We start from the raw sequence: 21,994 nt of genomic DNA, 5'->3' as shown, positions 1-21,994 counted from the left end.
GCCGCCAAGCGGCCCGCTGTTGCTTTAGCCCAACGGCGGCGTGCGCGGCGGGATCATCCGGCGCGAGCCGGTCGCCTCGAAGGCTGCACCGAAGCTGAGCAGCGCGTTGTCGCTGTAAGCCCGGCCAGCGAAGGTCAGCCCGACCGGCATGCCGATGTCGGCCATGACGCCCATCGGCACGGTCACGGTCGGTACGCCCAGGTGGCGGATCGCCAGGTTGCCGTTGGCCACCCAGACGCCATTGCTCCAGGCGATGTCGGCCGAAACCGGGTTGACATCGGCATCCGCCGGGCCCACGTCGGCCACGGTGGGGAACAGCACCGCGTCCAGGCCCAGGTTGTCCATCCAGTCTTCCAGGTCGATCTTGCGGGTCTTTTCCAGGCCGCGCAGGCCGTCGGGCAGGGTCTCGATCTGGTCCCAGGTCTTCAGGCCGCGCTTGGCCATGTTGACGTATTCGTCCATGCCAGCCGCCAGGTCATCCTCACGGTTGGGCAGGGTGCCCGGGTCGTGGGGGAAGATCAGCGCGCCATCGACATCGGCCAGGCGGTTGAGCCTGGGGTCGTCATTGGCGCGCAGGAAGTCGTCGAATGCCCAGCCGGACAGTTCCCACAGTTCGTCATGCAGGAACGCCTTGCTGACGATGCCGCGGTTGTACACGGTCGGCGCGCCCGGGCGGTCGCCTTCGCAGTTGGACACCAAGGGGAAGTCCACTTCCAGTACTTCGGCGCCGGCCGCCTCGAGCGCCTGGCGTGCCTGTTGCCACAGGTCGATCACGCTGGCGCGAGTATTGATGCGCTGGCCGGTCGGGCCACCGATGCCAGGCTTTTCGGACGTGCCAGCCTCGGGGTCGGCATTGATGTACATGCGCGGCACGCCAAAGCGCTTGCCCTTGAGCGCGCTGGCATCCACGGCCAGGTCGAGGTAGCTGGCGGGGCGCACCTGGGACGCTGCCGGGATCGGCACCCAGGGTTGCAGGCGCCACAGGTCGCCGCGCTTGTCGGCGTCGTCGGCGACCACCACGTCGAGGATTTCCAGCAGGTCGGCCATGGTACGGGCGTACGGCACCACCACGTCCATGGTCGGCGTCAGCGGCCAGTTACCGCGCACCGAGATCACCCCGCGCGACGGCGTGTAGGCGCACAAGCCATTGTTGGACGCCGGGCCACGGCCGCTGGACCAGGTCTCCTCGGCCAGGCCGAAGGCGCTGAAGCTGGCTGCAGTGGCGGTGCCGGCACCGTTGGACGAGCCTGAGGCGAACGGTGCGGTCAGGTAATTGGCGTTGTAAGGGCTTTCGGCACGGCCGTACACCCCGCGCTGCATGCCGCCGTTGGCCATCGGTGGCATGTTGGTCTTGCCCAGGCAGATGGCGCCGGCGGCACGCAGGCGCTCGATGGTGAAGGCGTCGCGCTGGGCGACCAGGTCCTTGAACGCCGGGCTGCCGGAAGCAGCGGTCAGCCCTTTGACCAGGTAGCTGTCCTTGGCCGTGTAGGGGATGCCGTCCAGCGGGCTCAGCAGCTGGCCGTTGGCGCGGCGGGCGTCGGAGGCCTCGGCCTCGGCCAGTGCCTGCGGGTTGCGCACTACCACGGCGTTCAAGGCGGTGGCGGTGTCGGCGCCGTCATAGGCGTCGATGCGCGCCAGGTAGGCCTTGACCAGTTCGACCGCCGTCGTGCGGCCCGACTCGAGTGCGTCGCGCAACTCGGCAATGGAAACCTCGGTTACCTCGATCATGCTTTCACCAAAAAATGTGCAGGTGGGGGCTAATGCGAGGAGTGTACAAGAAGGGCCTGGCCGGCGCAGGTTTGCGCGGGGGCAAATGGTTTCATGCAGGCGGGCATTGTCGGGGCCGGGTAACGGCCCCCGACCGCCTCTCAGTCCAGGTCGGACGCCGCGTGCCGCTCTGGCACCTGGCTGCTCTCATCCCCCCAGGTGCGGTTCACCCGGCTGCCGCGCTGTACGGCCGGCCGCAGGGCAATTTCCTCGGCCCAGCGCTGCACATGCGGGTACTCGTCCACCGCCAGGAACTCCGCCGCGCCATACAGGTTGCCGCGCACCAACTGGCCATACCATGGCCACACGGCGATATCGGCGATGCTGTATTGCTCGCCGCCCAGGTAGCGGCTTTCCGCCAGGCGCCGATTGAGCACATCCAGTTGGCGCTTGGCTTCCATGGTGAAGCGGTTGATCGCGTATTCGAACTTTTCCGGCGCGTAGACATAGAAGTGGCCAAAGCCACCGCCCAGGTAAGGTGCCGCCCCCATCTGCCAGAACAGCCAGTTCAGGCTCTCGGTGCGGGCCGCTGGCGCCTGGGGCAGCAGGGCGCCGAATTTTTCTGCCAGGTACAGCAGGATCGAGCCCGACTCGAACACCCGCACCGGCGGCTCGACGCTGCGGTCGAGCAGTGCGGGGATCTTCGAGTTGGGGTTGACCTGGACGAAACCGCTGGAAAATTGCTCACCTTCGCCGATGCGGATCAGCCAGGCATCATATTCGGCGCCTTGGTGGCCCAGGGCGAGCAGTTCTTCCAGGGCAATGGTGACCTTGACGCCATTGGGCGTGGCCAGTGAGTACAACTGCAGCGGGTGCTTGCCCAGCGGCAGGTCCTTGTCGTGTGTCGGGCCGGCAACCGGGCGGTTGATGCTGGCGAACTGGCCGCCGGACGCTGCGTCGTTGCGCCAGACCTTGGGTGGCACGTAGGCGGGCTTGCTCATGCATGAATCTCCTTGAGTGGCGCGATAGGAACACTTGAAGACGTCGGCCTGTATCTATGCCACGGGTTCGAGGAAAAGCGCAAATGCACCTTGCGCAAGCGCGATGCGCATGACAGCGGTTTAATCCAGGTTTCATCCGCCACTGGCCAGCCCGGTTCTATGCTGGATCATCGCTTCGCCCTGCAAGGAACCGCCGGCCGATGACTCTCCCACGCTGCCTGCTGGCCCTGGCGCTGTTCGGCGGCCTGCTGACCCAGGCCGAGGCCACGCCCTGGGTTGCCGGCCTGCACCAGATGCGCTTGCCCGACCCGGTTGACGCCCGGCCCATGCAGGCACTGGCGTTCTACCCGGCCGTTGGCAAAACCCGCAGCCGGCGCCTGGAGGGCTACCCGATCGACGTGGCTGAAGAAGCGCCGGTAGCGTTGGGCCAGTTCCCCTTGCTGGTGCTGTCGCATGGCAATACCGGCAGCCCGCTGGCCTTGCATTACCTGGCCACCTCGCTGGCGCGTCGGGGGTTTGTGGTGGTGGCGGTGGTGCACCCGGGGGACAATGCCCGCGATCACAGCCGCCTGGGGACCCTGAGCAACCTCTATGGCCGGCCGCTGCAAGTCAGTGCCGCGATCACTGCAGCTCGCGCGGATGCCTTGCTGGGGCCTAGCCTGAACGACGGCAAGGTGGGGGTGATCGGCTATTCGGCCGGCGGTGAAACCGCCTTGATACTTTCCGGTGCGCGCCCTGACCTGGACCGCCTGCGCCAGTATTGCCTGGAGCGCCCGAACGACGCCGATGCCTGCAGGACGCACGGGGTACTGATTGCCGACCGCAGCGAGCTGGCGCCCATGGCGGACCAGCGGGTGGGCGCGGTGATGCTGATGGCACCGCTGAGCTTGTTGTTCGACCGCCGTACCCTGGCCGGGGTGCGCTTGCCGGTGTTGATCTACAGCGGTGACCGCGACCAGCTGGTGGCGGTGGATCGTAATGCTGAAGCCTTGGCCCGCAAGCTGCCGGTCACTCCGGACTACCGCCTGCTGGCCGGTGCCGGGCATTTCGTGTTCATGGCCCATTGCGACAGCGAGCAATACGCGCGCATGCCGGCGTTGTGCAAGGACGCCGAAGGTGTCGACCGCCGCGATATCCACCATTCGCTGCAGCGCGAAACCGCAGCGTTCTTCAGCCAGGCGCTGGGCGCGCCGCAACCGGCCGAGCGCTCAGCCGCGGCGAGCCTGCCGCGCCAGCCACAGCGTTAGGCCGACGCCGGCCAGGGCCAGCAGGGCCGCCACGGCGAAGACCAATGCATAACCCAGGTGTACGGCAAGTGCCCCCATCAGCGGCCCGGCGATGGCCAGGGCCATGTCGAAGAACACCGCGTAGGCGCCCAGCCCGGCGCCACGGCTGCTGGCAGGCACCTGCCTGATCGCCTCCACGCCCAGCGCGGGGTACACCAGCGACAGGCCGACGCCGGTAAGGCCGGCACCAACCAGTGCCCACGGCGGCGAAGGTGCCAGCCACAGCAGGCTCAGCCCGAGCACTTCGGTGGCCATGCAGGCCACGGCGACGTTGTAGCCACCAAACCGGTTGACGGCGTTGACGAACAGCAGCCGCGAAAGGATGAAACACAGGCCAAAGGCACTCAGGCACCAGGCTGCGCCGACCCAGCCTTGCTCCAGGTAGTAAAGGGTAACGAAGGTGGTCAGGGTGCCGTAGCCGATCGACGCGAGGGTCAGGCCCAGGCCGCACGGCGCGACCCGCCCGAAGGCCGACCAGAACGGCAGGCGCTCGCCGCGGACCACGGCCACCGCCGAGCGCTTGCGCAGCACCAGCAGGGCCAGCAGCGCCAGTAGCAGCAGCGCTGGCCCCAGCACGCTGAAGCCCAGCCCATCTACCGCCAGCACGCCGAGGGGCGCGCCAATCGCGATGGCACCGTAGGAAGCGATACCGTTCCAGGAGATCACCCGCGCGGTGTGCTCGGGGCCGACCTGGCTGATGCCCCAGCTCAACGTGGCCACGCCGATCAGCCCTTGAGCGATACCCAGCAGCAAGCGGCCGCCGAGCAGCAGTGCCAGGCTCAGCAGCGGTAGCGTCACGGTCAGGGCCGACAGCAACGTCAGTAGCCCGCAGCCGGCGATCCCCAGCAGACCGAAGCGAATGGCCCGTTTCCCGCCCAGGGTGTCCGCCACCCGCCCGGCAAACGGGCGGCTGAGCAGGGTGGCCAGGTACTGCAGGCCGATGGTCGCACCGGCGACGATTGCGCCATAGCCCAGCTGGTCGTGCACATGGCCGGGCAGCACGGCGATCGGCAAGCCGATGCAGAGAAAGGCAATGAAGGTATAGAAGACGATCGACAGGATCTGCCGGGTGATGCCGGCGGCAGGTTGTTGCGCGGTCATGGGCTCGTTCGCGGGCGGGCGGTTGGGCGTGGTCCCATCATGGCCGTTGCGTGGCGGAAAAGAAAGCAGGCTAACGAATTATTCGTCGCAGGGGGGCAGCTTGGGGGATAGGGGGGTGGATTGTTCGCAGGTTCATCTGCCAAGAGGCAGGCCCGGCCACGCAAATGGCCAGGCCTTACCCTTCAATCAGACCAGCACACCCTGGCTACGCAGGTAGTCATCGTAGGTGCCGCTGAAGTCCACCACGCCATCGGCCGACAGCTCGATGATGCGAGTGGCCAGGGACGACACGAACTCCCGGTCGTGGCTGACGAACAGCAGGGTGCCCGGGTAGTTTTCCAGCGCCAGGTTCAGCGCCTCGATCGATTCCATGTCCAGGTGGTTGGTCGGCTCGTCCATGACCAGCACGTTCGGTTTCTGCAGGATCAGCTTGCCGAACAGCATGCGGCCTTGCTCTCCACCGGAGATCACCTTCACCGACTTGAGGATCTCGTCGTTGGAGAACAGCATGCGCCCGAGGGTGCCGCGGATCACCTGCTCGCCGGACGTCCACTGGCCCATCCAGTCGAACAGGGTCATGTCTTCTTCGAAGTCGTGCGCGTGGTCCTGGGCGTAGTAGCCCACTTCGGCGCTGTCGGTCCACTTCACTTCGCCCTTGTCCGGGGTCATTTCACCGACCAGGGTGCGCAGCAGGGTGGTCTTGCCGATACCGTTGGGGCCGATGATCGCCACGCGCTCGCCGGCTTCGATGGTGAAGCCCAGGTCCTTGAACAGCACCTTGTCGTCGAACGCCTTGGACATTTTCTCGACGGTCACGGCCTGGCGGTGCAGCTTCTTGGTCTGCTCGAAACGGATGAACGGGCTCACCCGGCTCGATGGCTTGACCTCGGCCAGCTGGATCTTGTCGATCTGCTTGGCGCGCGAGGTGGCCTGCTTGGCCTTGGAGGCGTTGGCCGAGAAGCGGCTGACGAAGGTCTGCAGCTCGGCGATCTGCGCTTTCTTCTTGGCGTTGTCGGCCAGCAGTTGCTCGCGCGCCTGGGTAGCGGCGGTCATGTACTCGTCGTAGTTGCCCGGGAACAGGCGCAGCTCGCCGTAGTCCAGGTCGGCCATGTGGGTGCAGACGCTGTTGAGGAAGTGGCGGTCGTGGGAAATGATCACCATGGTGCTGTTACGCGCGGTGAGGATGTTTTCCAGCCAGCGGATGGTGTTGATGTCCAGGTGGTTGGTCGGTTCGTCGAGCAGCAGCACGTCCGGGTCCGAGAACAGCGCCTGGGCCAGCAGCACACGCAGCTTCCAGCCAGGGGCCACTTCGCTCATCGGGCCGAAGTGCTGCTCCAGTGGAATGCCCAGGCCCAGCAACAGTTCACCGGCGCGTGATTCGGCGGTGTAGCCGTCCATTTCGGCGAACTCGGTTTCCAGCTCGGCGACGGCCATGCCGTCTTCCTCGGTCATTTCCGGCAGCGAATAGATGCGGTCGCGTTCGGCCTTGACCTTCCACAGCTGGGCGTGGCCCATGATCACCGTGTCGATCACGGTGAATTCCTCGTAGGCGAACTGGTCCTGGCGCAGCTTGCCCAGGCGCGTGTTCGGCTCGAGCATGACCTGGCCGGCGGACGGCTCCAGGTCACCGCCGAGGATCTTCATGAAGGTCGACTTGCCGCAACCGTTGGCGCCGATCAGGCCGTAGCGGTTGCCGTTGTTGAATTTGACGGAAACGTTTTCAAACAGCGGCTTGGAGCCGAACTGCATGGTGATATTGGCGGTAGAAATCAAGTGCTTGTCCTGCGGGGGTTCCAGAGGTGTATTTAGGCCCTCTCGTCAGTTTTGGGCCAATTTTGGGCCAATTCGACTCGGGGCGGCAGCTTCTCCAGCTCCCTCCAGTCCGAGGAGGAGCTGATCCATTTCGCGTAGGTAGAGAGCAACATCTCGACGTTATGGCCGAGCTGGTTCGCGATGAACGCGGGGTTCATCCCAGCCATCAGGCACATGGTTGCGTAGGTGTGGCGGGTGTCGTACTGCCGGCGTTCACGGATGTCCAGCGCCTTGAGCGCTGCTTTGAAGTGGCGGATTGTAACACTTGGTTCGTTGATCCACAGCCCACCTTTGCTCGGCTGGAATACAAATGGGCTTGAAGGATAGGCCGACTTTGAAGCCATCCGCCTCAAGTCGGCCAGGCGCTGGGCCTGTCTCAAGGCGTTGAGCGCTCGGTCATTCAGCAACATCACCGGTGGTACTTTGTCTTCGTCCTGTCTGCAGGCTTGCGATCAACGATGATGCGCTGGATTGTTGCCGTGCGCTCCTCAAGATTGATGTCCTGCCACTGCAGGCCCATTGCCTCGCCAGGCCGCAGGCCGGTGAAGAAGCAGAACTCGAAGAAGGCGGCATAGATTTGAGCGTACTTTTGGCACGTAGCATAAGGATGCTCAATGATCGCTTCCGCTTCAGCGCGGGTATAAGGGTCGACGACCTTCTTCACCGCCGTTGGCTTGTCGAGCGAGGCCGTTGGGTTCTTGGTGATCAGGCCGTCAAGCATGGCGGTCTTGAAGATGCTGGCCAGCTTGATGATCGCATTGCGCTTAACGCCGGCCGAAGTCCACTGGATTTGCGAGATTACTCCCCGCAGCATCGTCGGTGTGATCATGTCGATCCGGCGCAGGCCCAGGTATGGCATCCAGTACAGCTTCAAGGTGCTGACGTAGTTGTCGCGGGTCCCCTTCACGATGTGCCGGCTGTTGAGCCACATCTGTGAGTAGTCGCCCAGGCTCGGTATGGCCTCAGCGGAGCGCTTGGCCACCTCCGAGCCCGGGAAGAGCTCGGCACACTTCTCTTCATCCAGCAGGTTGTGGCGGATCAGGTTGACTACTTGATCACGTACACGGCTGGCGGCGCGGATGCCCTGCGCCGTCGGGGGATGGGCAAGGGTTTCACCGCGACGCTCACCGTTCCAAGTGAAACGGATTCGGAGCGAGTCTCCCCGGATTTCAATTCCAGGGGGCAGACCCATAGGCTTTCGAGCCATTCCTCATATCTTCATCTGCTGTACATGATGTTGCGGCCGTTCTTGTTCCAGACGCCTTCGGGGATTTTCCCGCGCTGGCGCCGGGTCTGGAACGCTCGCAGCGTGATCCCCAGCAGTTCGGCCATCCTTTCCTCCGTCACCTTGTCCATTTCCTGGGCAACGGCTTGTTCCTGCCCGACGTGTCCATCGCCCGGCTTCTTCCTTTTTGAATGCATGTTGGTCTCCACGCCGCCGATGGCGGCATGTTGGTGTCAGTCGCAGTTGCTGGAACTGGATCCGCTGTCGCTAGAACTGCTGCTGTCGCTCGACGAGTAGCTGCTGTAGTCGCGGCTTGAGCACGAGCCAATTGAACGCGCCGGCTCATAGCTGTCGACCTGGTAAGCGGGATGTAGCGGGCTGACCGGGCTCAACGGGCTCAGCGGATCAAGCATCGGATCTTGCCGACCGGCTGCCGGGCTATGGCCGCGCGCGAAACCGGTTGGGCCTATGGCCGGACGGTGCTCCGGCTTCTTCTTACGTTTGAACAAGCGGGTCAGGAAATTCAGCATGAGTCTCTCCATGCCCGCGCATGTCGGCGGGCTTGAGTTGTAGGGGGAGAGGTTACTCGCTGTACTGCTTGCGGATGCGGCGGGCGATGGCGCGTAGGTCGCCGACCATCTCGAACATCTCGTTGTTGTCCCGGCGCGAGACGACCCCGGACCTGGTGACGTTGCGGCCGCCAAGGATCCAGGCGGCCAGCAGGATCAGCGCCGACTCAAGCTGGCGCCTTAGCCAGCCTGTATGCGGGATCATCGTGGCCCCCTGCAGATCAGGTAGGCCATGTACATCAGGGGTAGGGCCATAGAAGGTGTCCTCCAGCAGGGCGTCTCGATCTTGCCGAAGCTGTTCGCGCTCTCTGATCAGGGCCTTGATTGCGGTTGAAATGTTGCGGTGCCCCAGCTCGATGGTGATGGCAACGCATATAATGCGTCAGGGATCACCTCAGCCCGGCTTTTGGCCGAGCCAAACCCGCCTGGAACGGCACCACGCCGGACGGGCTATCACTCAGGGAAATGAGAAAAATGAAGGCCGCTATCAAGGCCGGTATCGCAGGCGCGGTGCTGGTAGTGCTGGTAGTAGTGGGCACAGCCCACGCCGAGCTGCACGGGGAAGAAGCAGAGAATGCAGCACGAGATGCAGCGGTGCGTCAGTACGCGGCGAAGCTGGAGGCCGATTGGCAGCAGTGCTTGAGGAAGCCGGAGACCAAAACCACCCAGGATTCAGGTCATTGCGCATATGCAATGCGGGAGGCTGCTAAGGATGCGGTGAAAGAGAAGTACCAGAAGGCCCTGGCCACCGCAAAGGAGTACGTCGATAAAGGCTGGCTCCCGAAAAATGTACCGGCCATGATGCCCCAGGCGCAGGCAGCGTGGGAGCAGTTCGTAGAGGCAGATTGCGGTGTGGTAGGTACTCTCATCACTGGGACCGCGAGCGCTACCTATCAGATAGTGTGCGAGTACAAGCACCAGATACAACGTCTCCACGACCTGGACCAATGGTGATTTTGATGGTGATTGATAGGCGCAGGTCGTCGTAGTCAGGCCGGTCGCCCGATTTCGCCGCCGCGATCATTTCTCCGAAAGTTTTCATGGCTTGTCTCCAGCGGCCAGGGCCTCAGCCTTCAGTGAGGCGTACGCCACGCCATCCAACGCGCTGGCCTCGTGGTATTTGTCGGGGTTCTGCCACTGGCGCACGTCCTTGACGATCTGCATCAGCAGCCAGCCTTCTGCTTCGGTCAGATCGTGGCCGGTTATGGCGTTGAAGGCTTGGACCGTCTTCACCATGCTGAGAGTGCCGTCCGGTGCGTCGTACTGCTTGCCGCGCTCGGCCTGTACGTCGATGGCGGCCTGCAGGAAGTAGGTGGACATCTTAGCTTCGATCAGGTCGGTCATGGCTTCACCACTTGGATCTTGCTGTGTGCGACATCCACGAGTGCCGCCTGGATGCCATCGTTAATGATGCGAGCTTGGCCGGAACCGACCTGGGCGTGCATCGCCCCATTCGCTGCGGCCATGAATCCAGCCTAAAGTTGAGCCTTTTCGAGCGGGCCCGAGAACCCATTGGCTGTTGCCACATCATCGAAGGTTGGCCGAAGCATGATCCACATGTCTCGGCCCTGTGTTGAAGGATCTGTCACAGCTCATGCCATCAATCCAGCGCCTAGGCGCCAGTGCGGGTGTAGGGAAGTGGAAGGCGACAGCATGCAAGGAGCGGGCATCTGACATCGTCATCGTCGACCGCGGCCGCGAGGCTGAACACGGCGATGTGGTGATTGCTGCGGTTAACAGCGAGCCAGTTTGCAAGCGCCTGCACCGCCGCGATGGGGTGGTCATCCTGAAGTCCGAGAACCCGGCATACCCGCCGCGGTACATCATGGAAGGCGACGAGCTCGTGATATGGGGCGTTGTGCGTTACAGCGTTCGTGACCATGCGCAGTGACCATGTGTTTGCGCTGATCGACTGCAACTCGTTCTACGCGAGCTGCGAGCGCGTGTTTCGCCCGGACCTCGCCAAGACTCCGATCGTCGTGTTGAGCAACAACGACGGGTGCGTGATCGCCAGGTCGTATGACGCCAAGCCTTTTGTGAAGATGGGCGAGCCCTTCTTCCAGGCAAAGGACAAGCTGCGCCGACATGGCATCATGGCCTTCAGCAGCAACTATGCCTTGTACGGCGACATGAGCGAGCGCGTCATGACGCTGATCGAATCGATGGTGCCAGCAACAGAGGTCTACAGCATCGACGAGTGTTTCGCTGACCTCTCCGGCATTCAGGAAAACCTGACCCAGTTCGGGCGAAAGCTGCGCTCGAGGATCTTCCAGTGCACGGGGATTCCTGTGGGTGTCGGGATCGCCGGAACCAAGACGCTTGCGAAACTGGCCAATCACACCGCCAAGCGCCTGCTGGCGCAGACAGGTGGCGTCGTCGACATCACCGATCCGTTCAAGCGCGATTGGGTGTTGCGCAATACCGAGGTGAAGGAAGTATGGGGCATTGGTCGGCGTATGACCGCTCACCTTGAAGCGATGGGCATCCGCACAGCCATGGACCTTGCCAAAGCTGATGCCTGGACACTTCGCGAGAAGTTCAGCGTTGTGGTTGAGAAGACGGCCCGAGAGCTCGCTGGCACGCCATGCCTTGAACTGGACGAGGCCGAACCGCCGAAGCAGGAGATCTGCTGCAGTCGAATGTTCGGAAAGCGGCTGACTGATCTGGCACCGATCAAACAGGCCGTGGCCACTTACGTTGGCCGCGCCGCGGAGAAACTCCGGGCTCAAGGGTCAGTTTGCAAGCGTATGCGAATTAGCATCCGTACCGGGATGTTCAATCCGGAGGAGGCACATCACGCCCAGGGTGCGTTGGTAGAGCTTCCATACCCAACCTGCGACACGCTGCTGATGACTCGACTGGCCACCGATGCGGTCGGGCGGATTTTTAGGCCCGGGTTCCGCTACAGCAAGGCCGAGGTGCTGCTGATGGACCTGCGACAACCAAGTGAGTTTTCAGAGGATTTGTTCGCGCTCAAGCAATCGGTGGCATGTGACCGGCTGATGCAGGTGATGGATGATATCAATGAGCGCTGGGGGAGGGGGACAATGCGAGCTGCCAGCGTACCGGCAACTCCGGACTGGGGTATGAGGAGGGAGATGATGAGCCAATCCTATACAACGCGGATCGATCAACTGTGGACGGTCAAATGTTGAGTCTGCCAGCGGCCTGGTTGGCCGAACTCAATGATCAACCCGCTCTGATCGCCGATCCGGGGTGCTTGCCGAGCTCGCGCTTTCTGCGCACCGACGCGGCGACGTTGATGCGGGCCAGTTGGCCGACATGTTGGAGTTTGCCGAGGCGGCTAGGTTGTGGGCGCTGATTGGAGATGAAGAGGCTGCCTGAATAGCAGTGGCTTGAGGGCAGTCCTGCTTACCATCGCGGTCTTGTTGATAGAAGCGATTTCCGATAACGTCCTGCGCCCGAACAACACATGGCAAGGACTCCATTGTGCATCAGAGATTCAAGATTGGATTTGAATAAGGCGGGAACGTAGGCCGAGAAGCTAACGATGCACATCCCCGGGAGTAAAAATTTGCGAACGCATACTGTTAATTTGGTCATTAAAAGCGCGCTGATGGTTGAGGGTTACCTTCAGATCGTTTTGTCAGATGGTGCTGTTTTATCTGTCTACAATCCATTCCTATGTGAAGGCGTGAGCTTTGCCGATCTCAAAGGTTGTACCCTCTGCGAAATCCATGAAGATGAAGCGTCCAATGTGATCGTATTGGCCTTGGGCCAAGGCTCCATCCGTGTCAACGTGCACCCTGACGCATGGACAGGGCCTGAGGCAATGGCTCTTTACGAGCAAGGTCATTCGATAGTGATTTGGAATTGACCTTTACCAAGCGCCCATTACTAGCTGACTACTGCCCTTGTTTATAGCGGGCCTGATTTGTCTAAACCCAGCCCTCGTGATTGACCGCCGTCGACGCTTAGCAGGCCTTGGGCGTCGGGCACTTACCGGCCCCTGCGTCATCGCTAATTCACTTTGGAGTACATATGGAAGCCGAACTCCGCACCGGTGCACACGGTGACTACCGCACGCTTGACTGGAACACTGGATGCGACGTCAATTTGGGCACCATCGTTCGCCAACTTCCTCAGGTCGTAATGGACCGCTATGTAGCAATTGCTTGGTCCGATAGCGCGCAATACAACCTTAGCGCTGCTGAGATTGAGCTCGGCTGGGAATGTGTTGGTGACCTAGTGCTCAGTCCGCTGATCAAGGATATCGCTCAACTACCCACGCCTGGCTTTGATGAGTGGTATATCTTCGAGCGTATGCCGGACTGGACGAAGCTCTCGAAATTCAGAAGAGCTATCGCGTTTCAACCTTTCGCCGATGGCGTCGAGGCCGACGACTTCTGGTCGCAAATTGAAGAACTGCAACCTGAGCATGCCCTTCTAGGCGCATGCCCAAGCCTGCTTCTGATCACTCGAGATGAAGCTGTTTACGAACGCACCTTGGCGCTGTGTACCGCCTCAGCGTTTCCCATTGGCGGATGGTGAGGTGGTGGCACTCAAACCATATCTGGTCGTGCTTATGCCTGAGCTGGAGAAAGGATGCGTACGGCCGATACAGGCTTTCTAGTCGGAACTCGAATAGGGATAGATGATGCTTGACAAGGATGGGTACGATTTAGTGTGCACGAGCGCAGCCCATGTTGGCGAGGCCCAGCGGCCGCACGTGAACAGCGTGGTGGTCGATAAACTTGGCGCCTCCGTCGGTGAAATATTTCCTGGCTTTGCCGCGGCCTTTCCTCGTACTGTGGCGGCGATCGAACAGGAGTATGCGGTACCGATAGTGCTTTTCGAACTTTTTGAAGGGACCTGGTTGGCATCGCTGGCGGCTGAAGGGCGCGGACAGAATCTGTTCTTCTACCTAGCACCTGAATCACTTGAAACAGAGGGGCTCGCATTCGAACGGAACTGTGCGATGCTGCCTCCCCGCTGGAAGGAACTGTATCGCTATTTCTGGTCCTTTATGCTGACTGATCGTTTCTATCTGTCCCGCGGGTGGACAAACTCCCCGTTTTCCTACAGCGGACGTCTGGCAATCGAACGCTATCGAGTGTTGCGTGGGGTGAAGAAGGCCGTGATCAGGAATTTCGTCAAAAGCATCCACGCGAACTCCGAGCACTATTTGCATTGCTGACTGTTGACTGATGCGGGCGATGCCCTGTTTCTTGACGAAGAAAAGCGAGACGGGAAGGTCTATCACGTCAAGGACGATAATTTTGCCGATTACCGGACGCTAAATGATCCAGAAACTGTGCTGGACCACTACCTGGCGCACTACGTGACGACGCAGTTACCAGAAGGGTTTGACTTCAGGACGTAAAGGGGTTGGGAGGAGGTCGGCAGGGCGCCGGAAGAGAGCGAAAATCGATTCCAAAACTGAAACGGCGACCCTTGCAGTATGCGGCCTGTAGCCGTGATGTTTCGTCTTTGTTTTGGAACCGATTGTGCTCTTGACGCCGCATGGATTGGGCGCTTGCACCACGGTCTTGAAACCGCTGAGTAGGTCCTACACTTGGGCCGCACCCGTTGGGCGGCTCGATCGACCTCTGGGAGCGACTGCTTTCGACCCATTGCGGACCTTCGACTGGGCTGCGTTCACCCTCGGCCTGACCGGGAGCAGCTCTGGCCATAAGTATGCAAGGCACACTAGCGCAATGAGTCAGACGGCTTCAGGGGATTGATCTGATCCTGCCGAATCCAGCCGATATGGGAGCGTTCATCGTCGCCGGTAAACTCGACATGCGCCCAGCCTGGCTGGTAGGCCAACAAGCCCACGACATCGCCTTTGATGATGTAGGGACCCCTTGAGCTATCCTCGCCTCGATTTTTTTGCAGATAGGCCCTCTCGGCGCTAACAGTAGCCAGGCCGATCCAGTGCTTGCTGGCGGTGCGGCTCAACGCCAGCCCGGTGCTGATCATAGGCCCCAGCACACTGCCGCAGCCAGGGTGCTCCTGCCCTTTGGGCACCCTCAGCTCGATGCTATCAGCAGTCGCCGCTACACTGCCGGGAAATGCCTGGTGGCTCCAGGTGGTGACCCGCATCGACGAGGCGTCATCGAGTTGGCCCTGGAGGTAGAAGGCGCAGCGCCGGCTTACCCCATCGCCAAGCTCTTCGGAGAAATAACCCTCAACCTTATGGTCCGGCGTAATTGCAATCATCAACCCCTCATATTGCCCTGGTGTTAGCGCAACACTGCCCGCCGTTACCGACGACGCACTAGCACTCAACAATCCTAATAACAGCAACCGTGACCAATTCACGTTTTTCATCCATGCTCCCTATTTGTGATAGCCATTTACCGACGTACGTCAGGTGTACTGGATGTAGAAGTATCCGGCTTCATCACCTTCCTTGCCGCGCCGGGCTCGATGGTCGATGAAGACATAGCCGATGCCATCAGCGAAAATGCCCTCATGGTCGGGGTTGATCTCGGCAATGTCTGCGTCGAGCAGTTGAAGATGGAACATGTAGCGAGGACTTAATTCGTAGACGGGGTCCTGCAACCAACTGGGCGTGCCAGATGATTTGGTCATCTCGATGCCGCCGAACTCACCGCCGATTTCCACATCGAATTCGTCCTCGGTCATTTCTTCGAAGTCGATGAACGCCTGGGTGAGCAGCAGCGGGGGATTGCTGGGGACTATAGGTTCGGGTGCAAGATCGTGCAGGATGACGCGGGCAAATCCGTTCTCGATCTGCTCCTGCAATTCTGACTGCTGATGAACCGTATAGCGGCGCTGGAGCGCGGCGTTGAAGCCTCCGCTCTGGTACTGCTGGGCTGCGATGAATACAGTGAGGGCCATACCCGGAGGTACGCACTGATAGCCGGCATAAAAGCGATCGGTCGTGGTGACCAGAGGGGTCAATAGCTCGCCTGTCTTGGGGTTAGACGGCCACAGCTTGAGGTCGGTGAGATAGGCGCCACCGCCGATGTGACCAAACCCCTTGTCTTGTTGTTTCAGGACAATCTTGTCCATGTCTATTCACTCCTTGAAAACCGGTGCAGTGCTTCTCCATGAGAGTCACCGTGCAGACAGCCCATTGCCAGGTCTCGCAAACGGCAGTGGATTCTGCAACAAGTGAACCCGGATTTCCAACATCCTCCAGGGCACTGAACTTCCGCGATTGCTGAGTAGGTCCTGCTGTTCATAGGACGCTTCGGTATCTGCTAAGGTACTGCCCTGCCTCGTAGGGGTACTTCCATTGCGTAGCCGTTCATGGACGGGGCCATGGAATCTGAAATATGACAAGGAGCGTTGACATGAAGTATCGAGGACGGCTGTCGGCCGAGCAGTTTGAGGCGTTCATGGCCCGCTATTTTCCGACCTTCATGGGTGGCAGTCTGTTGTGCATGCTTGTAGGGGGTGGCGGTATTGCCATGTGGCAGCACGGTTACCTGCGCGGTATGCCGGACGGCCATATGTACGCACTTGCGGCGGGGCTGATCATATTCCTGCTGATTTGCGCCGGGCAAATTGCCTTGATCCGAGGTTTTCGCTGGGGAGTATGGTTGGTATTACCGAGCTTGTTGGGCCCGGCAATCGCGGCTGTTGGCTTATTCGGCACTAGGTATGCCGGTGCCGGCCAAATGGGCATCCTCGTCATGTCTCTGGCAGGGTTGTTGGTAATCAACAGCAAAAAGCACCGGGCCATGCGTAAGCGCCTGGAAGAAATGCGATTGCAACGCAAAGGGGCCATGCCGGCCACGCGTTCGGACGAATTCCCGGATGGCCCACCGCCCGAAAAACCATGGATGACCTATCTGGTGCTGGGGTTGGTGGCGATCATCATCCTGGGCAGAATCTATCTGTTTTTCTGGGGGTGAAGCCAGTCAGCACCAGCGTCACGATCTGGAAGGCTTTGATGCCTGCTGCGAGCAGGATCAAAGCCAAGTGTGATCGCTAGCGCAGTTCAGTCCTGACCGCGACGCCCTAGGCTTGCGGGCCTGTGCCAACCAGGGTGGCCAGTCACCCGCCCTCGGCCAACTCTACGAACAGCAGAACCTAAGAACAGCAGAAACGGGAAGCCATGAAACATGCCGAACACTGCCAAAGCGATGTGGAATGCCAGAGTCGCTATCGAGCAGAACGATCCGGATCAACTCAAGGCCATACTCGCGCAACAGCCCGAGCTGGCCACGCTGTCGATCAATACCCAGCCCGGTTACCGCAACCTCATGCATATTGCCGCCGCCAGCGGTAACCTGGCCATCTGCGCCTACTTGCACGCTGCCGGGGTGGCGCTGGATGCGCCGGCCCCTAGAGAGTCGCGCGTCACGCCGCTGACCGAAGCGGCAGGCAGCGGCCAGTTGGCCACCGTCGACTGGTTGCTGCAACAGGGGGCGCGGGTCGACGGCGACCCGCAAGCGGTGGCCAACCCACTGCTCAACGCCTGCCGCTTCGGCCACCTCGAAGTGGCCGCGCGCCTTCTGCAGGCCGGGGCAGACGTGAACCGCCTGCATGCCAATCTGCACCAGACGCCGCTGGACCTCGCGCTGGTGTGGAAGCACGCCGAGCTGCAGGCCTTGCTCGAAGAGCACAGTGGCCAGGCCATCGTGACGCACAATCCCGACTGGTCGCAGCAGCACCTGGGCGCTATCGCCGATTACGTGCACACCACCGCCGGCCCGGTACTGCCGCTGGCCTATCGCTATGCGTTCGAGGGGCGCGAGGTGTCGCTGCGGATCGCCAACGTCGAGAACAAATGGCGTTACAAGCTGCTGTTCACCCTTGGCCTGGCAGACTTCGCCCCGGCTACCGAGCTGTTCGTCTGCCTGACCGACAACTGGCCAGTCAGCGCCAGCGCCCAGGCCTGCGATGCACCCGTGTCCTTCCCCATGCGCCTGCTGCACAACGCAGCCAGTTCGGTGGTCGCTGGGACGCCGATCGAGCAAGGACTGCTGGTGACGCCCGACAGCGACCTGGCCGCAGGCCTGACCTGGCCTGAGCAGGTGGCCGCCATGCTGGTGGTCGATTACCTGTGGAACCCGCAGAGCCAGGCACAGCCCATCGACGACCCGGTGAAGCTGCTGACGTTCGTCCCGCTGGCCAACCTCGACAGCGTCGATACCCCGGCAAAGCTGGCCAAGCTGGTGGAGAAAAAACGCAAGGCGCGCTGGAATGCGATCGCCCTGCCATTCGAACCCTAGCGGGGCGACCCGAGACGGCTTGTGCACGACAGCCAGCAGCCGCCCGCCAGGGCGACCCTGATCCTGCACTCACGCTGATGGCCAAACTGCTCAGCAGCCTTACCGAGGCCGTGGTCTACGCCATAGCCGTGGTCGGTACCGGCGGCGAGGCCTTGAGCAAAAATACCAGCTCCGGCAAAACTCCAGGAAGTGACCTTTGAAGAACATCGCCAATATCACGTTGTACGCCCCTGGCATCGTGCTGTTCGACCCTCTGACGCTGCAGGCTTTCCTGCAACGCGTCGGTTACCAGGGCAGCGATGTGTTCGACCTGTTCATCGACGATCAGGCGATCGGGGCCCAGGCCATCGGCGAAGGGGTAGTCTTCCCCATCTACCAGATACCCGACGAAGACTACGCGGTATTTCTCGAGCAAGGCGCCCTGCCACCCGTCGGCGCACAGCGGCATTTCACCTACCATGGCGCGCCACTGCATGTGACCTCGGGCGTGCTGGTTGCGGCGGACCTCGGCGCGCTGATGGACTGGGACGCAGCGTTCTTCTGCAACTATCTCGGAAACTACCCGCAACGGCTGAAGAACAACGACTACCTGGATGTGGCTCCGGGCCGGTATCTGGTTGCCATCAGCGGATACAGCGCACTGGCAGCGCCCCTGAATCCGTTCGGCTACGGCTTGCGATTGCAGGCGGTGCAGCAGTTGCCCCCTGCCATGCCAGACGAAGACTTCGACTTCTCGCTCGAGCGAGTGATGGGCAATCCGTGAACCGGCAATTACACAGGCTAATGACCATGCATATCGACGAACTGATTACCCTGGCGCAATACCGCAGCTTTCTCGACACGCTGGAGCAGCAACTGGGCCAGCCGGTCGGCCGGGTGCCGTTGGAAGAAGGTTTGAGCGACTTCTACGACCACTGCCTGGAACTGGCCAGGCTCGACCCCAGCGCACTGCTGGCCATCATCGAACAGCAGCGCGAGGCGAGCCTGCGCTACATTGGCGCCAAGCTCGAGATGTTCACCGAGCCCGAAGGCGGCAAGGACAACATCGTCAACGAGCCTCTGCCGTTGACGCTCCCGCTCGGGCACTTGATCGAGTTTGCCCTGCTTGAACAGGGCGATGGGATTGCCGCCTACCTCAAGCAGCTGCGCATCCCCAAGGCCCAGCAATACGCCAGGCAAATCAGCGCGCTGTTCGCCAAGAGCGCCGACTGAGGCGCAGCGGCTCAGCGCCCAACCAGCTCCACCTGCCCGGCATTGACCCGCACGGCATTGACCCGCACGGCCCACACCGGCAATTGCTGGAAGAAAAAACGCAAGGCATGCTGGAATGCGATCGCCCTGCCATTCGAACCCTAGCCAAGGCGGCGATGGGGCGCCTACGTGCACCCCGTGGCCAAATACCGACGTCCGAAAAAAGGAGCCCCTTGTTGAAACTCATCGACTGCAGCACGCCACTGAGTGACGGGGAACTCGCGCGCTTCGCGGCCTTGTTCGACGACAAGCTGCCCGAGACGTTCCTGCGCTTCTATCGGCAGCACAACGGCGGTTATCTGCGCGAAGAAGGCGAAGAGCCCGACCCGAGCGGTATCGACTCGTTCATCCCTGCCACCCATGGTGGCAACCCGATCGAGGCGTTGCACCAGACCTTCGCCGAAGGCTTCGCGCATCTGGTTGAGTTCGTACCTTTTGCCGCCGACAGGTATGGCAACTGCTACCTGCTCTCGCTGCGCGACCAGGATCACGGGCATGTCTACCTGCACCTGCTCGACGGTGACGAGCTGGTCCATATATCCGACTCCTTCGCAGAGCTGATCGATGATCTGCAGCAGCGTGCTGGCGCAGCCTAGGGCAGAGGCGCAAGCGACGCGTTTCAGCGCGCCATTTGAACAAGTACCTTCGCGAACTCGACTCAGGATACGGCTGATGAACACCACCCTCGAAGCCCTCATGCAAGGCGCCAACTACACTTCGACACCACCTGCGCCCTCGCCACTAGATGCCTCGCTGCCGGCAGACCTGCAGGCGTTCTATCGCAAGTACGGCCAGACCACGTTCTACCCCGGCGCGCCCTACAGCTTCACCATTCAGCAGGCCGACCAGCTGGAGCGAGCCGACCTCCATGTAGCGGGCGAGGACATCGGCGACGAGTTGTCCGAGTACTGGTATGTGATTGCCACCTGCGACGACCAGGCCATCTCCATCGACCTGCGCCCCGGTGAAACCTTTGGCCATTGCTACGACTCGTTCTGGGACAGCTACCCGACCGCCGATGACACGACCCTGGTGGCCCGTTCCTTTACCGAGCTGCTGCAGAAAATCGTTGCCGACAGCGGCCGCAGCCTGTTCTGGATCGACGGCCACCACTGAACCGCAGGCCTAGCCGGCAGCCAGCCCACCACCTGCCCGGCGTTGACCCGCACGGTCCACACGGCAAGCGCTGTTTCGGATCGGTTAGACAGCGTCCGCTGTGCGGGCAAAAACGCTGCTTTTTTCTGGCCGTTTGCTGCCCTCCACGAACGTCCGCTTTGGGTCGAAAGCGGACAGCCAACGGCGGCTACCAGGTGATACCAATTTTGATACCACTGACGGGGAAATGAGGGGGGCAGGAGGGGTGTTTTGCTGAATAAACTCAACCCCTTAGCACCGCCAGACACCCCTAGGAAAATGCATGGTGATGTTAGCGGTGGAGATCGAGTGCAGCGAAGGCATCACCGCTCAAAGCTATCGCAAGGGGTGGGACGAGCGCGGGTGCTGGAAAGACAAGCCGCTTCATCACCGGTCCTCGCACCCGGCTGGACATCGAGCCGGTGAACTCTCCAGAGAAGACCGCCGTCTTCGAGTCGGGCATCATCACCCGCTCGGCTACCCTGGTTGCGCGCCAGCTTTTCGAGACTCGGCTCAATACTGCGGATGCGCTGCATCGGTTCGGAGTTGGCCATTGCCTTCCTCAAGGAGTCGAGTCACGGCGTTGCGGTTCCGGAAAAGCTTCAAGGTCGCGCCGGGGGGGCGTATCACTGTAAGCGTTCGCTGAAGTCACCTTGCATGGCTTGGGCGCGCATCGACTTGTCTGAATGCGCGCGAGACAGGATCGCCCTATGATTCGGTGAGTCCACGTCTGATAATGCCTCGGATATCAATATTCAAGGCAGGGCCAATAATGGACTACCGTGCAGCTCTCTACGCCCTACTTGCCGTTCCCTTCTTCGTAGCGTGCCAGCCAGTACAAGCATCGACGTGGCAAATCTGCCGTATGGAGCTACATATCACTGATGTGTTGAAGTTTCCCTATCCAAAGCTACAGGCCCAGGTCGTGAAGGTAAGCCAGGCATCGACCACGACAGAATGCCCGGAAAAGGGGGCGACTATCACATTCGTACCGGAAACTGCTGATTACCAAAGCACGCTCCCACGCAGGCAGTGGCCCAAAAAAGGCCAGTTGATGCACATCAACTACCGATATCTGGATGGGACGTGTAAAGGCGATGGCCATCCCCATGAGTGCCGTATTGAACACTACCCCTTGGCGGGCACTTGGTAAGCGTCCGACGAACACATGTTCGCCAGATGTAGGTCGAAGAACTTGCGGCGCGCATGGGCCATGCAGCCGATTTCGGTGATAGCCATCCGATAGACCTTTTGGGATGCGACGTCAATTTGGGTACCTTCGTTCGCCAACTTCCTCAGGTCGTAATGGGCCGCTATGTAGCAATTGCTTGGTCCGATAGCGCGCGATATAACCTTGACGATGCTGAGATTGAGCTCGGCTGGGAATGTGTAGGTGACCTAGTGCTCAGTCCGCTGATCACGGATATCGCTCAACTGCCCACGCCAGGCTTTGATGAGTGGTACATCTTCGAGCGGACGCCAAACTGGACGAAGCTCTCGAAATTCAGAAGCGCTATTGCGTTTCAACCTTTCGCCGACGGTCGAGGCCGACGAGTTCTGGTCAAGAATGCAACCTGAGCACGCCCTTTTAGGCGCGTGCCCAAGCCTGCTTCTGATCACTTGAGACGAAGCTATTCACGAACGCACCCTTGCGCTCTGTACTGCCTTGGGACTTGCGTAGTGCCTGATGTGTTTGCCTGAAGATCTTCGTTGCCTGTGAGATCGAGCGCCGCGC

25 protein-coding genes and 2 pseudogenes are annotated in these 21,994 nt (G+C 61.1%); 14 read left to right on the top strand and 13 right to left on the bottom strand.

Annotation, left to right across the window (positions count from 1 at the left end):
• Positions 1-24 precede the first annotated feature (24 nt).
• The gene (locus ACLEJP_RS24490) at positions 25-1,728 is read right to left on the bottom strand and encodes an amidase (RefSeq protein ID WP_440810616.1); all 1,704 of its coding nucleotides are present in this window, start codon (positions 1,726-1,728) and stop codon (positions 25-27) included.
• A gap of 140 nt (positions 1,729-1,868) precedes the next feature.
• Positions 1,869-2,708 (bottom strand): glutathione-dependent disulfide-bond oxidoreductase, encoded by an 840-nt coding sequence (gene yghU, locus ACLEJP_RS24485; protein ID WP_440810615.1) that lies wholly within the window; start codon positions 2,706-2,708, stop codon positions 1,869-1,871.
• A gap of 200 nt (positions 2,709-2,908) precedes the next feature.
• On the opposite strand from yghU, the gene ACLEJP_RS24480 reads away from it, so the two are divergent.
• Positions 2,909-3,955 (top strand): alpha/beta hydrolase family protein, encoded by a 1,047-nt coding sequence (locus tag ACLEJP_RS24480; protein WP_440810613.1) that lies wholly within the window; start codon positions 2,909-2,911, stop codon positions 3,953-3,955.
• On the opposite strand, the gene ACLEJP_RS24475 is transcribed toward ACLEJP_RS24480, so the two are convergent.
• From ACLEJP_RS24475 to ACLEJP_RS24445, 7 genes are all read right to left on the bottom strand, one after another.
• Positions 3,917-5,095, bottom strand: a complete 1,179-nt coding sequence (locus ACLEJP_RS24475) for an MFS transporter (protein ID WP_440810611.1) — start codon at positions 5,093-5,095, stop codon at positions 3,917-3,919. The genes ACLEJP_RS24480 and ACLEJP_RS24475 overlap by 39 nt on opposite strands.
• Positions 5,096-5,281: 186 nt before the next feature.
• Positions 5,282-6,868 carry an ABC-F family ATPase gene (locus tag ACLEJP_RS24470; RefSeq protein WP_170029732.1) on the bottom strand — a complete coding sequence of 529 codons (1,587 nt, stop codon included), beginning with the start codon at positions 6,866-6,868 and terminating at the stop codon, positions 5,282-5,284.
• Positions 6,869-6,900: 32 nt separating this feature from the next.
• The gene (locus ACLEJP_RS24465) at positions 6,901-7,320 is read right to left on the bottom strand and encodes an integrase (protein WP_440810609.1); all 420 of its coding nucleotides are present in this window, start codon (positions 7,318-7,320) and stop codon (positions 6,901-6,903) included.
• The gene (locus ACLEJP_RS24460; RefSeq protein WP_440810607.1) at positions 7,317-8,099 is read right to left on the bottom strand and encodes an Arm DNA-binding domain-containing protein; all 783 of its coding nucleotides are present in this window, start codon (positions 8,097-8,099) and stop codon (positions 7,317-7,319) included. Before ACLEJP_RS24460 ends, ACLEJP_RS24465 begins: the two co-directional genes overlap by 4 nt.
• Positions 8,100-8,125: 26 nt before the next feature.
• Positions 8,126-8,329, bottom strand: coding sequence for a hypothetical protein (locus ACLEJP_RS24455; protein WP_440810605.1), 204 nt, complete (start codon positions 8,327-8,329; stop codon positions 8,126-8,128).
• 36 nt (positions 8,330-8,365) lie between these two features.
• Positions 8,366-8,662 (bottom strand): hypothetical protein, encoded by a 297-nt coding sequence (locus tag ACLEJP_RS24450; protein WP_440810603.1) that lies wholly within the window; start codon positions 8,660-8,662, stop codon positions 8,366-8,368.
• 52 nt (positions 8,663-8,714) lie between these two features.
• The gene (locus ACLEJP_RS24445) at positions 8,715-8,906 is read right to left on the bottom strand and encodes a hypothetical protein (protein ID WP_440810601.1); all 192 of its coding nucleotides are present in this window, start codon (positions 8,904-8,906) and stop codon (positions 8,715-8,717) included.
• 269 nt (positions 8,907-9,175) lie between these two features.
• Here ACLEJP_RS24445 and ACLEJP_RS24440 point away from each other — a divergent pair, with 269 nt between their 5' ends.
• Positions 9,176-9,655, top strand: a complete 480-nt coding sequence (locus tag ACLEJP_RS24440) for a lysozyme inhibitor LprI family protein (RefSeq protein WP_440810599.1) — start codon at positions 9,176-9,178, stop codon at positions 9,653-9,655.
• An 84-nt stretch (positions 9,656-9,739) separates the two neighbouring features.
• On the opposite strand, the gene ACLEJP_RS24435 is transcribed toward ACLEJP_RS24440, so the two are convergent.
• Positions 9,740-10,045: a hypothetical protein gene (locus ACLEJP_RS24435; protein ID WP_440810597.1), complete on the bottom strand. Its 306-nt coding sequence runs from the start codon at positions 10,043-10,045 to the stop codon at positions 9,740-9,742.
• A 291-nt stretch (positions 10,046-10,336) separates the two neighbouring features.
• Between ACLEJP_RS24435 and ACLEJP_RS24430 the strand changes: the two are divergent.
• From ACLEJP_RS24430 to ACLEJP_RS24410, 5 genes and pseudogenes are all read left to right on the top strand, one after another.
• Positions 10,337-10,592 (top strand): annotated as a pseudogene (locus ACLEJP_RS24430) (LexA family protein); the annotation flags it as partial.
• Positions 10,582-11,856, top strand: coding sequence for a Y-family DNA polymerase (locus tag ACLEJP_RS24425; RefSeq protein ID WP_440810596.1), 1,275 nt, complete (start codon positions 10,582-10,584; stop codon positions 11,854-11,856). The pseudogene ACLEJP_RS24430 and the gene ACLEJP_RS24425, both read left to right, overlap by 11 nt.
• Before the next feature lie 356 nt (positions 11,857-12,212).
• Positions 12,213-12,539: a hypothetical protein gene (locus ACLEJP_RS24420; protein ID WP_440810594.1), complete on the top strand. Its 327-nt coding sequence runs from the start codon at positions 12,213-12,215 to the stop codon at positions 12,537-12,539.
• 164 nt (positions 12,540-12,703) lie between these two features.
• Positions 12,704-13,213: a hypothetical protein gene (locus ACLEJP_RS24415; protein ID WP_440810592.1), complete on the top strand. Its 510-nt coding sequence runs from the start codon at positions 12,704-12,706 to the stop codon at positions 13,211-13,213.
• A gap of 106 nt (positions 13,214-13,319) precedes the next feature.
• Positions 13,320-13,859 carry a hypothetical protein gene (locus ACLEJP_RS24410; protein ID WP_440810590.1) on the top strand — a complete coding sequence of 180 codons (540 nt, stop codon included), beginning with the start codon at positions 13,320-13,322 and terminating at the stop codon, positions 13,857-13,859.
• 512 nt (positions 13,860-14,371) lie between these two features.
• Here ACLEJP_RS24410 and ACLEJP_RS24405 read toward each other — a convergent pair.
• Positions 14,372-14,995, bottom strand: a complete 624-nt coding sequence (locus ACLEJP_RS24405; protein WP_440810588.1) for a hypothetical protein — start codon at positions 14,993-14,995, stop codon at positions 14,372-14,374.
• 39 nt (positions 14,996-15,034) lie between these two features.
• Positions 15,035-15,703 carry a hypothetical protein gene (locus ACLEJP_RS24400; protein ID WP_440810586.1) on the bottom strand — a complete coding sequence of 223 codons (669 nt, stop codon included), beginning with the start codon at positions 15,701-15,703 and terminating at the stop codon, positions 15,035-15,037.
• Positions 15,704-15,987: 284 nt separating this feature from the next.
• Here ACLEJP_RS24400 and ACLEJP_RS24395 point away from each other — a divergent pair, with 284 nt between their 5' ends.
• From ACLEJP_RS24395 to ACLEJP_RS24370, 6 genes are all read left to right on the top strand, one after another.
• Positions 15,988-16,551 (top strand): hypothetical protein, encoded by a 564-nt coding sequence (locus ACLEJP_RS24395; protein ID WP_440810584.1) that lies wholly within the window; start codon positions 15,988-15,990, stop codon positions 16,549-16,551.
• 210 nt (positions 16,552-16,761) lie between these two features.
• On the top strand, positions 16,762-17,874 hold the full coding sequence (locus ACLEJP_RS24390; RefSeq protein WP_440810582.1) for an ankyrin repeat domain-containing protein: 1,113 nt from the start codon (positions 16,762-16,764) through the stop codon (positions 17,872-17,874).
• 196 nt (positions 17,875-18,070) lie between these two features.
• On the top strand, positions 18,071-18,637 hold the full coding sequence (locus tag ACLEJP_RS24385; protein WP_440810580.1) for a hypothetical protein: 567 nt from the start codon (positions 18,071-18,073) through the stop codon (positions 18,635-18,637).
• A gap of 26 nt (positions 18,638-18,663) precedes the next feature.
• Positions 18,664-19,086: a hypothetical protein gene (locus ACLEJP_RS24380; RefSeq protein ID WP_440810578.1), complete on the top strand. Its 423-nt coding sequence runs from the start codon at positions 18,664-18,666 to the stop codon at positions 19,084-19,086.
• Positions 19,087-19,301: 215 nt separating this feature from the next.
• On the top strand, positions 19,302-19,721 hold the full coding sequence (locus tag ACLEJP_RS24375; RefSeq protein WP_440810576.1) for an SMI1/KNR4 family protein: 420 nt from the start codon (positions 19,302-19,304) through the stop codon (positions 19,719-19,721).
• A 76-nt stretch (positions 19,722-19,797) separates the two neighbouring features.
• Positions 19,798-20,241 (top strand): SMI1/KNR4 family protein, encoded by a 444-nt coding sequence (locus ACLEJP_RS24370; RefSeq protein WP_440810574.1) that lies wholly within the window; start codon positions 19,798-19,800, stop codon positions 20,239-20,241.
• A gap of 1,188 nt (positions 20,242-21,429) precedes the next feature.
• On the opposite strand, the pseudogene ACLEJP_RS24365 reads toward ACLEJP_RS24370, so the two are convergent.
• Positions 21,430-21,495: pseudogene (locus ACLEJP_RS24365) on the bottom strand (IS66 family transposase); the annotation flags it as partial.
• Here ACLEJP_RS24365 and ACLEJP_RS24360 point away from each other — a divergent pair.
• A complete protein-coding gene (locus ACLEJP_RS24360) occupies positions 21,466-21,837 on the top strand; it encodes a hypothetical protein (RefSeq protein WP_440810642.1) in 372 nt (123 codons plus the stop codon). The pseudogene ACLEJP_RS24365 and the gene ACLEJP_RS24360 overlap by 30 nt on opposite strands.
• The last annotated feature ends 157 nt before the right edge of the window (positions 21,838-21,994 follow it).

This window comes from Pseudomonas sp. SMV7 (assembly GCF_052041995.1).
In the GTDB taxonomy this organism is placed as follows: domain Bacteria; phylum Pseudomonadota; class Gammaproteobacteria; order Pseudomonadales; family Pseudomonadaceae; genus Aquipseudomonas.
Note: the sequence above shows the minus strand (reverse complement) of the source record. Positions and strands in the feature narration are given on the sequence as shown.

Coding starts and splice junctions, on each gene's coding strand:
- ACLEJP_RS24490 (WP_440810616.1), bottom strand. CDS start 1,728: ATGATCGAGGTAACCGAGGTTTCCATTGCCGAGTTGCGCGACGCACTC.
- yghU (WP_440810615.1), bottom strand. CDS start 2,708: ATGAGCAAGCCCGCCTACGTGCCACCCAAGGTCTGGCGCAACGACGCA.
- ACLEJP_RS24480 (WP_440810613.1), top strand. CDS start 2,909: ATGACTCTCCCACGCTGCCTGCTGGCCCTGGCGCTGTTCGGCGGCCTG.
- ACLEJP_RS24475 (WP_440810611.1), bottom strand. CDS start 5,095: ATGACCGCGCAACAACCTGCCGCCGGCATCACCCGGCAGATCCTGTCG.
- ACLEJP_RS24460 (WP_440810607.1), bottom strand. CDS start 8,099: ATGGGTCTGCCCCCTGGAATTGAAATCCGGGGAGACTCGCTCCGAATC.
- ACLEJP_RS24455 (WP_440810605.1), bottom strand. CDS start 8,329: ATGCATTCAAAAAGGAAGAAGCCGGGCGATGGACACGTCGGGCAGGAA.
- ACLEJP_RS24450 (WP_440810603.1), bottom strand. CDS start 8,662: ATGCTGAATTTCCTGACCCGCTTGTTCAAACGTAAGAAGAAGCCGGAG.
- ACLEJP_RS24445 (WP_440810601.1), bottom strand. CDS start 8,906: ATGATCCCGCATACAGGCTGGCTAAGGCGCCAGCTTGAGTCGGCGCTG.
- ACLEJP_RS24440 (WP_440810599.1), top strand. CDS start 9,176: ATGAAGGCCGCTATCAAGGCCGGTATCGCAGGCGCGGTGCTGGTAGTG.
- ACLEJP_RS24435 (WP_440810597.1), bottom strand. CDS start 10,045: ATGACCGACCTGATCGAAGCTAAGATGTCCACCTACTTCCTGCAGGCC.
- ACLEJP_RS24425 (WP_440810596.1), top strand. CDS start 10,582: ATGCGCAGTGACCATGTGTTTGCGCTGATCGACTGCAACTCGTTCTAC.
- ACLEJP_RS24420 (WP_440810594.1), top strand. CDS start 12,213: ATGCACATCCCCGGGAGTAAAAATTTGCGAACGCATACTGTTAATTTG.
- ACLEJP_RS24415 (WP_440810592.1), top strand. CDS start 12,704: ATGGAAGCCGAACTCCGCACCGGTGCACACGGTGACTACCGCACGCTT.
- ACLEJP_RS24410 (WP_440810590.1), top strand. CDS start 13,320: ATGCTTGACAAGGATGGGTACGATTTAGTGTGCACGAGCGCAGCCCAT.
- ACLEJP_RS24405 (WP_440810588.1), bottom strand. CDS start 14,995: ATGAAAAACGTGAATTGGTCACGGTTGCTGTTATTAGGATTGTTGAGT.
- ACLEJP_RS24400 (WP_440810586.1), bottom strand. CDS start 15,703: ATGGACAAGATTGTCCTGAAACAACAAGACAAGGGGTTTGGTCACATC.
- ACLEJP_RS24395 (WP_440810584.1), top strand. CDS start 15,988: ATGAAGTATCGAGGACGGCTGTCGGCCGAGCAGTTTGAGGCGTTCATG.
- ACLEJP_RS24390 (WP_440810582.1), top strand. CDS start 16,762: ATGCCGAACACTGCCAAAGCGATGTGGAATGCCAGAGTCGCTATCGAG.
- ACLEJP_RS24380 (WP_440810578.1), top strand. CDS start 18,664: ATGCATATCGACGAACTGATTACCCTGGCGCAATACCGCAGCTTTCTC.
- ACLEJP_RS24370 (WP_440810574.1), top strand. CDS start 19,798: ATGAACACCACCCTCGAAGCCCTCATGCAAGGCGCCAACTACACTTCG.
- ACLEJP_RS24360 (WP_440810642.1), top strand. CDS start 21,466: ATGGGCCATGCAGCCGATTTCGGTGATAGCCATCCGATAGACCTTTTG.